The sequence below is a fragment of the Xanthovirga aplysinae genome (assembly GCF_009711365.1).
GTDB classification, from domain to species: Bacteria; Bacteroidota; Bacteroidia; order Cytophagales; family Cyclobacteriaceae; genus Xanthovirga; species Xanthovirga aplysinae.
Window position 1 is genome coordinate 1 of sequence record NZ_SMMB01001190.1, and the last position, 10682, is coordinate 10682.

The 10682-nt window shown below is 33.1% G+C and carries 9 protein-coding genes; all 9 read right to left on the reverse strand.

Annotation, left to right across the window (positions count from 1 at the left end; all coding sequences use genetic code 11):
• On the reverse strand, nt 1-1345 hold a 1345-nt coding region (locus E1171_RS16160; protein WP_155207088.1), incomplete at its 3' end, for a S41 family peptidase.
• Between the two features lie 63 nt (nt 1346-1408).
• Nucleotides 1409-2182 carry an AraC family transcriptional regulator gene (locus E1171_RS16165; protein WP_155207089.1) on the reverse strand — a complete coding sequence of 258 codons (774 nt, stop codon included), beginning with the start codon at nt 2180-2182 and terminating at the stop codon, nt 1409-1411.
• Between the two features lie 706 nt (nt 2183-2888).
• The gene (locus E1171_RS16170; protein ID WP_155207090.1) at nt 2889-4010 is read right to left on the reverse strand and encodes a serine hydrolase domain-containing protein; all 1122 of its coding nucleotides are present in this window, start codon (nt 4008-4010) and stop codon (nt 2889-2891) included.
• A gap of 96 nt (nt 4011-4106) precedes the next feature.
• Nucleotides 4107-5096 carry a helix-turn-helix domain-containing protein gene (locus tag E1171_RS16175; RefSeq protein WP_155207091.1) on the reverse strand — a complete coding sequence of 330 codons (990 nt, stop codon included), beginning with the start codon at nt 5094-5096 and terminating at the stop codon, nt 4107-4109.
• 378 nt (nt 5097-5474) lie between these two features.
• Nucleotides 5475-6005 carry a dihydrofolate reductase family protein gene (locus E1171_RS16180; RefSeq protein ID WP_155207092.1) on the reverse strand — a complete coding sequence of 177 codons (531 nt, stop codon included), beginning with the start codon at nt 6003-6005 and terminating at the stop codon, nt 5475-5477.
• 130 nt (nt 6006-6135) lie between these two features.
• Nucleotides 6136-6432, reverse strand: a complete 297-nt coding sequence (locus E1171_RS16185) for a DUF6958 family protein (RefSeq protein ID WP_155207093.1) — start codon at nt 6430-6432, stop codon at nt 6136-6138.
• Between the two features lie 408 nt (nt 6433-6840).
• On the reverse strand, nt 6841-8100 hold the full coding sequence (locus E1171_RS16190; protein ID WP_187696500.1) for a serine hydrolase domain-containing protein: 1260 nt from the start codon (nt 8098-8100) through the stop codon (nt 6841-6843).
• Between the two features lie 303 nt (nt 8101-8403).
• Nucleotides 8404-8943 carry a GNAT family N-acetyltransferase gene (locus E1171_RS16195; RefSeq protein ID WP_155207095.1) on the reverse strand — a complete coding sequence of 180 codons (540 nt, stop codon included), beginning with the start codon at nt 8941-8943 and terminating at the stop codon, nt 8404-8406.
• A 415-nt stretch (nt 8944-9358) separates the two neighbouring features.
• On the reverse strand, nt 9359-10315 hold the full coding sequence (locus E1171_RS16200) for an NAD(P)-dependent alcohol dehydrogenase (RefSeq protein WP_155207096.1): 957 nt from the start codon (nt 10313-10315) through the stop codon (nt 9359-9361).
• Nucleotides 10316-10682 lie beyond the last annotated feature (367 nt).

The following is a 10682-nucleotide window of genomic DNA, read 5'->3' on the forward strand; positions in this document are numbered from 1 at the left end:
TTTTTATTTTAGATTTGGGCAAAATATAAGTCATGGAAGTGTGCCCATTATGCCCATAATAACCTCCCATGGTTTCTTCTCCTATCACTACCGTATTTTGATTACCAGCCACCATGGCAGCAAACAAACTTCCTGCTGAAGCAACTCTAGGGCTTATTAACAAATAGATTTTTCCTTTAAACGCATTTTTGTTTGGAGTCCATACCTTGTGATCTGAACTTGTGGAATTTTGAAAAAAGCCACTATCTTTTTCGGTTGGAAATTCTTTTTGAATTAGACGATTATACTTTCCTACCCCCAAGGGCCTTAAAAAAGAAGGAACATTGCTCTCCAAGTATTTCAAGTAAGGGATCTTCTCAAAACTTATCCAAGCCTGTTTATTTTCAGAGAAATTTCTTTGAGTTAAATAGGAATAAGTAACCAAATCATTGGGATCTGTACCCCCACCGTTATACCGCACATCTACAATTAGATTTTCGATTTTCTCTTTATTGATATTCACGAAAATACTATCTAAAAAATTAGCAAACCTCTTATGTTCAGGGGTGGTTTCATTGCCAATACCAAATGTGTTTATGGTAAGTATACCTGTGGAATGATCAACATTTTTATAGGTATAAATTTCATTTTCTTCCCAATCTTTATAATGGGGCTCATCAAAAGGTTTAGAATACCTATTTTCTACATTTTTGTAGTAATTGGCAGAACTAACACTTTCTAAAGTGGTTTGGAAAACCTCATTTGAGTCCTGGGTTTTATAAGATATTTTAAAGGCATCCATGAGACCATAATGCAATCGATAATATCCACTAAAGTTGTAATTTACCCCTATTGATTTCCCCGTGATATTTAAACCATCTGTTGTGTAATACTTGTAAAGATTAGGAATTACCTCCTCTATCTCTTGATTATTAATGGATATTAATTCAGCTCCCAATGGGATTTTATTAGTTTCAAAATTCAAAATTACCTTGCCATTAATTAATTTAATTGGAAAAGGAAAATAACCTTTTTCTTCTTCCTTCAGGGATTCCCACATTTTTGAAGAAAATGAAGTCCAATTATGGGTACTACCCTCAAAATCAGTCAACTGGTAAATAATATTACAAAAATCCCGGTAGGTATTAGAACTTTCAATTTCCTTTTCCGCCCAGTGATAAATACTATCTATCTGCGCCTTTGACCGGTATTTATAAAGGCCAGAATTAGCTTTAATTCTAATTTTTTTAAAAACCTCCAAATCCTTTCGCATTTTCTTTCTGGAAAAAGAATCGTCTATAGACTGGGAAAAAATAGCATGTGCACTAAATACAAATGGGAAAATAAGATAGATAAGTTTTTTCATAAGGCTTTATATTTTCTCAAATGTAGCATTATGAAAAAAAAGGCACTTGAAGAATCTTGGCAATTATAAATCAGATGATATATTTTTTTGATAAGACTTAGGAGAGATGCCAATATATCGCTTGAAAGTTCTGGAAAAATGAGCCATATCCGAAAAATTATAATCGTAAGCAATTTGCGTTAATTCGGTGTTTGGAGTAATCAGCTTTTTACTTGAAAATACTTTTTTCATTAGGACATAATTCATGGGGGTCATGCCTGTTGAAGCTTTGAATTTTTTTGCAAAACCATATTTATTAATATTGGCCACATTAGATAACTCCTCAAGACTTAATTTATGAGCAATATGACTTTCAATATAGTTATTTACGTGATTTAGGTTATTAAATCCTAATTCGGAATACTCCCCAGCTTTTTCTTCTGAATATTCTTTTAAAATGTTTACAAACTGGATTAATAGATTTTCAATAGTTTGAATATCCTTAAGATCTAAGGCATTTTTTAATTGTAAAAATAATTGATTGGCTTCCCTATTATTAATTTTTCTATTGATGAAAATGATGTTTATTCCCCCAAGCAAATATTTCATCAAATCTTTCGAAATATAAATTGTGTCGAATTCAAGTTGTAAATCAGAACTCATTAAAGGATTTGAGTGTATTTCGTAAGGATTTGTAATGGTAATGCTCCCTTTTTCACTGTACATTTTTTTAAATCCCAGATCAATGGTTTCTATACCATTATGAATAAGGGAAATACAAAAGGTTTCGTGGTAGTGACTTGGAAATTCCGTCACTTGATTTTGGACACTTATATATTCTAAATTATCTAAAATCATGTTCTTTTTGAGAGCATTCTATTTTTATAGTTGTTGGACATTCCTTAAAAATAAGTAGGGACACCATGTATTTGGTTAAAAACCATAAAGTTTAATTAGCTGAATAAGATATCTGTTTGGTAAACTTCAAAGGGGAAACCTTTGAAAATTGAAATATCCCACATATAGTTCTAGAACAACCTAATTACATCATTTCACCAAAAAATTCCTTTCTTGCTAAAAGAATAATGAACGAACAGTGGTAATAACTAAAAGAATACCAATTAATACTATAAAAGTTGTGTCAACCCTGATAAGTGAATTTACTAATCCTGACATCTTGCGATTTTTAAATAGCATCCAAATGAAAACCACGATTAGCCCAATACCTATAATCAGTTTAGCATATTCCATAAACTACATTTATAATAGTATCATGGTAAATATCTCAAATTTACCTTAATAAATACAGTTTTATTACCTATTTCTTTTTTTCATAAGCAAGTCAATTTTTTCTAACGGTTTGGACAATTTTTAAAACAAGCTTAGACTTATGTTAAGGCCAAAATTTGATAAATTGGAGAGGAAAAAGCACAAACCTATAGGCTTGTGCTTTTTTTGATATTTACATTGGACATAGTTAAAGTAAAGGACTTTCATGCCATAAAAGATCTGGGATAATAAAAGTTTTACGTTCCACAATTTTAACTTCAAATACCCTTACTCTTTACCCATTGGCATTCACCAACCTGTCTAAAATCCTATGATATTGCCAGTCACCAACTCCCCCAGGCTTAAGCCCCCATAAAGTAAATAGTCCTAGTTTCGATTTATGAGCCACCACTATTTTTCGTTTTGGAATCACTGTAATATATTGTCCTCCAAAACCACTGGCAGTATAAGCCCCTTCAAAATCAGGATTCCCTTTAAAATGATCAAAAAGCCACCACATATAACCGTAGGAAAATTGAATATCACTTGAATCATTACGACCATATCTTTCATTTACCACTGCGGTAGGAGTAACAGTGCTGACTGTTTTTTGTATCCAATCTTTTGGAATAAGTTGCTTCCCTTTCCATTTCCCCTCATTCAACATTAATTGTCCTATTTTAGCCATATCTCTGGTGGAAAGGTACATGTGGTAAGCAGAATATCGAGATTTCCGTTTACTCACTTTTCTCTTTTGGTTTTTGATGTTCCAATCCTGGAATCCTAACGGCTTAGCTAGTTGATTTTCCAATTCCTCATAAACGGATGCGCCTGCATGCTGTTCAAGTATGTGTCCGGCTACATTAAAATCCCAATTGTTATAAACAAAATATTCTCCCGGCTCCACACTTCCTCTTCTTCTAATATTTTTTTTATCATAGCCCCCATTTGCTGGTATATGAAAGACTCCTGACCTTGATGTAATAATGTCATTTATGGTAGCTTCTTTTTCCTTAGGCAATAAGCCGTCATCTTCATCAATCCCCAAACTTCCAATATCCTGTTGTAAATCAATAGTCCCATCTTCTACATGTTTCCCATATAAAATACTCAGCACACTTTTTCTGCAAGAAGCAATGTAACTTACCTCTTTGATGTCTCCGTATTCATAAATTACTTTTCCATCATATAATACCACCATTCCTGTGGTTTCAGAATTGTCCTTGATATAAGCTGTGAGTTCATCCAGTTGATCAATGTTAAAACCAGTGCCTTCCAAGGATTGATGTTTTCCTAAAGCTGTGCCTTCAAATGCTGGTCTTCGAGTTGTGGGTAGAATGAAAGCAAAAACAATTGTGGCCACAAACAGAATCACAATTGCTTTTATTCCGGTTCTTACTTTTTTGCTGATGTTCATAGTTTTTAACTTTTAATTATTTATCAGCAAATAAGCTGGAATTTAAACCTATCAACTTCTCAAAACACGTTTTGAGAGTAAAAAAGGCAGTTCTTTTTAACTTTCCTTTAGTTTATGAGCATATTCCTTTGGTGACATACCTGTATTTTTTTTGAAGATCCTATAAAAGCTAGCTTCGGAATTAAAACCACACTCTAATGCAATTCCTAAAATAGACATGTGATCAAATTCCGAATTATTTAATTTCAGTTTCACCTCTTCAATACGGTAATCATTAATAAGATCTCTGAAGTTCTTTTTAAAGGAATGATTTATCACCAAGGATAAGTCTCGTTGAGGTATTCCTAATAATCTCGATACTTGCTGAAGATTAAGTGTTGGATTAAGGAATATTCTATCCTCTTGCAATGCTTTTACAAGGACTTTTACAATTTCTCCATTTCTTTCATTAGATACCTTTGAAGCCTTTGGTTGGGTTGGGGGAGATTCAACTTTTTCAAATTGAAAATGAGGCTGTTTATATCCTACAAAACCTAAATAGTAAATTATAAAAGCAAAAAAGACAAGATAAGCTTCCCAATGGAAATAATACGTTTCCTTTAAATTAAAGAAAAAATCTAAGGAAAGATTGATGAGTAAAAAAACACCTAAAACTGAGATTAGGATAAATATGTTTCTTAGCCAATTAAAATCGGGAAAAGTATTATCAGAAACTGTATTATTTAACCATTTTCTATAGACTTTCAGCTTCTTATATCCTAATGTTACATAGACCACAATTGAAATTAAAGCTAAATGGTCTTCTGTGTCTTTTACTTCATTAAACCAAAATGAATTAGCTATTAGATCCTTTTGCCCTAGATCTGGGATATCAAAAACCGAAAAGTAGACGAAGAATGCATAGCTCTGCGAAAGGATAAAGGGAATGAAATGCCATACAAATTTCCATTTAAACTCAAATTTTACATCAATTAAAGAGTAGACATAAAAATAAAGCAAAGGCCCCAAAACCACCTCTGCACCATTTGGGAAATATCTTATAATAGGAATATTCCAAAGGCCTAAGGTAAGAAAGAGGGTTTTCATGCTTATAGAGCAAAACCCTATCAGCGCAAGACCTAGAAATCGGTTGCTTCTTGTATTCTTTTTTGTTACTAGCAATAAAATGCCAGTAATTAGCCCCTGGGAAATACCAATTAATAGTAATAAGTCGAATAAGGAGAAACTGCCTTTCAATTTTTATGAAATTGAATTTAAAAGTGGAAATAGGAAAATGGACAAATTTCACCTATTTTCTATGTGACCATTTATTTTGCACACTTTCCCAATCAAAATTAAAAATCAAAGTAAAAATAAAAGTACGAATATGACATAATGTTGGGAAAAATAAAACTCAAAATTATGGGAAGGATTTATTATTTCTCTCCCCTTTTTTATAAAATTGAGAGTGTCCCTTCCGTTTTTTTATTTCAAATTAAATGTTTGGATTTGTAAGCCGTCATCAAAGTTTTCAGTTTCACTTAAATCAAGGCTAGCTTTTGTTTTGGAGGGGCCAAACAGCCTAACACCATTTCCTAAAATGATAGGATTTACCTTTAATTTTAGAACATCAATTTTTCCATTATCGAGTAACCATCCTGCAAATTTTCCCCCACCGCAAAGATAGATATCTTTTCCCGACCTATTTTTTAGCTCATCTATTCTCTTAATATCTAGTATTTCCGTATGCACCTTTTCGTGTGCATTTTCAAATACCAGGGAATCAGAAAAAATAAAATGCTCCATATGGGGATAGGCAGGCTGCCCTGCTGGCAGTCCATATTTATACCCAAATTCATAAGTATTTCTTCCCATAATTACCGTATCAAAATCTAGCAAATCTTGCTGATATTTTTCTACTCCCTTTCCTTGTTGTAAAAACCCACTTATATCATCATTTGGACCTGATATAAACCCATCCAAAGATGTTGCTACGTAATAAATAATTTTTCTCATATGCTATTTTATTTTTATTGAAACTAAAAATGGTATGAAATAATCGATCAAAATACAATTTTTTGGCCTGACTTTATAGGGTTGCTAAAATATAAAAGGAGGTCAAATTTAAGACTACACACTGCTATGCTCACTTATTATCATGCTTTATCTTCATTCTTAATTTATGTGGACTTGTTTTTGGAATTCGTTCAATTACTTTCCGGGCTTCCAGATCAAGTTTCACGGTAACCATATACCATATCACTTTACCATCAAATGAGTCCTTTAGTTTGGAAACTGCCAAATCGGTAAGGTCTTCAAAACTGATTTCCTGTTGTTCCTCAATAACCTTTAAGATAAAATCCTTAATCACCTCGTAACGTCTCCTAAGAATGTTAACTCCTTTCTTACCATCGGGATGTAAGGTCAAGATTTTTTCCTCCATAAATTTTTAATCTATATAAATTCCAACCAAAAGAAGTTGATACATGGGTAATAAGAAAACAATAACAAAGGCTTTAGCGAATAATTACTCCATCTGGCCCAGCGATTATACCATTTACCACGAAACACTCAACAGTCTTATAATTTAGACAATTAAAAGGTATGACAAAACTACTTTTGGCAAAGAAATATGATTTCGATTATTAGTTAAAATGATAAGAGCAAAAACTGTAATAAATTGAAAATCAGATTTTATACTCAAAATTAGGGAGAATAAATGTTTTATTGATCTTGGAAAGATTATCAGCAATTAATGGCTTGAATTCACCCACTGACAATTAATGATTTTTTTGAATCAAAAGGGTGGTTTAATTTAAACCTTAAACCCAAAAAAAAATAAAATCCTGTATTAATGATTTTCATCTTTTGCTACCTGCTGCATTTTCAGAATTTCTGAGTCGTACTGAAACATGGTATTAAAGATTTGGTAAAACTCCTTGGATTGCTTTTCATACTCTATTGAGATATTTGAGAAAAGGATTTTTCCAATCCCTTTTTGAGGGTCAAAAAACATCATAGTGGTTACCCCAAAATCATTTCCCCCATGTCCTATACAGCAATCGTTACTTAAATCCCATATAATTCCTGAAGCAATGTCTAAGTCTTTTGTCTGATTTTTCATCATTTCTCTAAAGGAGGCCTCACTTAACAACTTACTTTCCCCATAATATCCTTTCATCATTTCCTGTAGATATTTGGTTAAATCAGAAACAGTACTATTTAATCCCCCGTCGGGATAGGTAATAACATGGTAAGAAGGAACAGGATTGTAATCTTCATTGTAATAAACGATATGGTTGATTGTATCCACTTCATTTAAAGACCAACCCGATCTATTCATCCCAATTGGGTCCAGTATCAATCTTTTGGTGTAATCTTTATATTCTTCCCCTGTCTTAATTTCAACGATATATGCCAACAATGCAGTCCCCATATTGCTGTATTCATAATAGGTTCCAGGCTTTTCATTTAAGAAATTTTCATCGGTTCGCCAATTACCATCCCTTGCGAAAACACTTCCCAAAAATTCAGGCATAGTCATTTCTTTATTTTGGTTATATATTTCTAGGTGCTTATGCCAGCCTTCTTGAAATTTATTTTTATCTAATTTTTCTTTGAAAATATACACCCTATCATAATTAGGAGCATCATTTATACTTGAAGTATGTGTAGCTAAATGGCGTATGGTTATGGGAACTTCAGAAAAATTTGGATTGGTTACTTCAAAAGGAAGGATATCATTTATTTTATCATCAAGAGATAGTTTACCCTCTTCCACCAATTTCATTACACTTACGGCAATTAGGGTTTTACTAATAGAAGCTATACCTTGAACTGTGTTGGAATTGAATGGAATTTGCCTTTCTACATTTGCGTAGCCAAAACCTTTTTGATAAAACACCCTATCCTTAGTAAAAATAGATAAAGCAAAACCCGGTAAATTTCCTTCACTTAACAAATTTTCCAATTTAATATCTAAGGAATCCGTAAAAGCCATTTTTGAAAACTCATCCTTTGCCTTATTTGTTTGATGTTTACCACCACAAGAAAATAGGGTACACAGCACTAATAGATTTAAAGTATTTTTTTTTAGATGGGAATAAATCATGATGCTAGTTTTGATGACAAAGTGTTGTATCATTTGTTAATTCAAAAAGTGGCTTCTACTAAAAACCGTAATTTATTAAAACTGTAAATTCCTCCACAATAAAACCCTAGGGGAGGCTTTTTTACGGCTTTCCGATTGAGTTCTTTCTGTAACCTTCACCTGAATTGTCAACTTGCGCATTACAGTATCCGGTATTTCCGAGGTGCTTCTAATCCCTTGGTCTCTCCATCTGTTTCATATCTAGTTTTACTTCCCGTATATTGTTTAAAAGTATGTAATTCATTTACAAAGAATAATCTGTTTTTATTTCCTTTTTATCTCATACCACATACATCTCTCAGATTCGGGATAATCCTTCAATTTGGGATGGTTGAATTCTCCCATTTTTGTCATGCCGATTTTCTTCATCACATGTTCAGACTTGGCATTATTTACAGTACAAGTTGAGATCACCCTGTCCAATTTCAGATCATTAAAAGCAAAGGCTAAACACCTTTTGGCACCTTCTGTGGCGTACCCTTTTCCCCAAGCAGATTTTTTTAAACGCCAACCTATATCCGTGGAAGGGTTAAAATCAGTCTTATAGTCCTGGTATGCCAATCCAATAAATCCTATTAGCTCCCCTGTTGCTAAGATTTCGGTAGCGAAATAACTATAACCTTTTTCCTCAAAATGTTTTTGAAGTCGTTGTATGTATTCTTCTGTTTCCCCTCTGGTCAAAACCTTTGGAAAATGTTCCATTACTTCAGGATCTGCGTTCATTTCAGCAAAGGTTGTGAGATCATCTTTCGACCAATTGCGAAACCCTAATCTTTCTGATTTAAAAATATATACTTTTTCCATTTCTGTTAAAAATCTGATTTTAGTCTTCTAAAAGCTCCCCGTTACCATGATTTCATTGCTATTGAGGGAGCCCGGTACTTTATGGGAGTGCTTTCAAAAAAATGGTTAGAAAAATGTTCAAAACCATAAATCAATTGGTTAATTCCCAAATCTCTAATCCCTACAGGACTCATACGTGTAGTTAAGAATTCTCGTTCGATAAAAATGGTATTTCAGCATACCTTGTTTCTTCTTATTAGTCCCAAAAAAGTAAATATAACAATTTCATCCTCGCTTAAATCAAAAATAAATAAAATTTAAGGCAACCTAATTAGCGAATTGCCCAATGCCAATAACCTACTACAGATTCATTCAATATGGCATTCATTCCGGTTCTTACCAACTGCATGATTGCTTAATTATTAGCCTTTGGTTTTTATTCTATCTTTAATAAAACGTTTCCTGTTTTCTGTCCTGCAAGAACATACTCATAAGCTTTAGAAATTTCTTCTAATGGGTATTCCCGGTCTATTACCGGCTTAAATTTTCCCTTATTCAAAAGAGTACTTATATAAGGTATTGTTTTCTGCCTACTATAAGGCATTGGAAAGATTACTTTTTTCCTGGTAATGGATGTCAATAATAGAAAAAAAATATTTTGGGAATAGGGGCCTAACTCTGAGGAAATATACACTCCCTTCTCTTTCAGAAGTTTTTTACATTTTCCAAATGTGCTTTTACCTACGGCATCAAATATAAAGTCATATTTATCCTGGTCATCAGTAAAATCTTCTTTGTTGTAATCATAAATTTTATCCGCACCTAAAGACTGTACCAAATTAATGTTTTTACCGCTACAAGTAGCCGTTATTTTGACATCATGTTGTCTCACAAATTGTAGGAGAGCAGATCCAATTCCCCCTGTTGCTCCATTTATTAGTATATTTTGTCCTGATTGGATTTTTACTTTGTGAATGAAAGTATACGCATAATTAGCCCCTTCCAAACTTGCAGCTGCTTGTTTTAAATCTATCTGGTCCGGAATGGGAAATAGATTTTCTTCAGTTGTTGTTGTATATTGAGCTTGGGATTCTGAACCTTCATCCATAAAACCAAATACTCTATCACCAATACTTAATGAATTGACATTTTTTCCGATTGAAGCTACTATGCCTGCGAAATCAGTCCCTAAAATAATTTTTCTTGGCTTAAATAAGCCTAAGACAAATCTCATAATAAAGGGCTTTGCGGTAAGGTTGGCACAATCTGTTCTGTTTACCGTTGTATAGCAAATCTTTATTAATACTTCATTGTCTGCAGGAGTAGGTTTTTCAATTTCCTCAACCTTTATAAGATCTTGCGAACAATATTTTCTTCGTATAGCAGCTTTCATTTTTGTATTTTGTCTTTTTCAATGAAGTGGTAGGGTTTAATATCTCCAAAATAGATGCTCCTTTTTCTTTGGAATTGCCTCATGTACACTTTTCTTTGGCCGCCTATCAGTACACGAGAGAATTAATAAAAGTAGAGTCAGTATTATAAAAGAGCTACAAGTCATTTCTTTCAATTAGCGACAACGACCGATGTGCTTAGTATTTTAACTCTAAATCAAGTTGTCTTCCTTCTTCAAAAGCTTTTTTGTCCATTCCCGTACCTATTCCTAATCCAACAGCCAATCCAATTGGGAAACCTAATCCTAAAAAAGCCATATTTCCAAGACCCGTTCCTAGGGCAGTACCAATCGGAATTCCAATGGCAGC

Excerpts from the sequence above, each read along its gene's own strand:
- E1171_RS16165 (WP_155207089.1), bottom strand. The coding sequence starts at position 2,182 with ATGATTTTAGATAATTTAGAATATATAAGTGTCCAAAATCAAGTGACG.
- E1171_RS16170 (WP_155207090.1), bottom strand. The coding sequence starts at position 4,010 with ATGAACATCAGCAAAAAAGTAAGAACCGGAATAAAAGCAATTGTGATT.
- E1171_RS16175 (WP_155207091.1), bottom strand. The coding sequence starts at position 5,096 with ATGAAAACCCTCTTTCTTACCTTAGGCCTTTGGAATATTCCTATTATA.
- E1171_RS16180 (WP_155207092.1), bottom strand. The coding sequence starts at position 6,005 with ATGAGAAAAATTATTTATTACGTAGCAACATCTTTGGATGGGTTTATA.
- E1171_RS16185 (WP_155207093.1), bottom strand. The coding sequence starts at position 6,432 with ATGGAGGAAAAAATCTTGACCTTACATCCCGATGGTAAGAAAGGAGTT.
- E1171_RS16190 (WP_187696500.1), bottom strand. The coding sequence starts at position 8,100 with ATGATTTATTCCCATCTAAAAAAAAATACTTTAAATCTATTAGTGCTG.
- E1171_RS16195 (WP_155207095.1), bottom strand. The coding sequence starts at position 8,943 with ATGGAAAAAGTATATATTTTTAAATCAGAAAGATTAGGGTTTCGCAAT.
- E1171_RS16200 (WP_155207096.1), bottom strand. The coding sequence starts at position 10,315 with ATGAAAGCTGCTATACGAAGAAAATATTGTTCGCAAGATCTTATAAAG.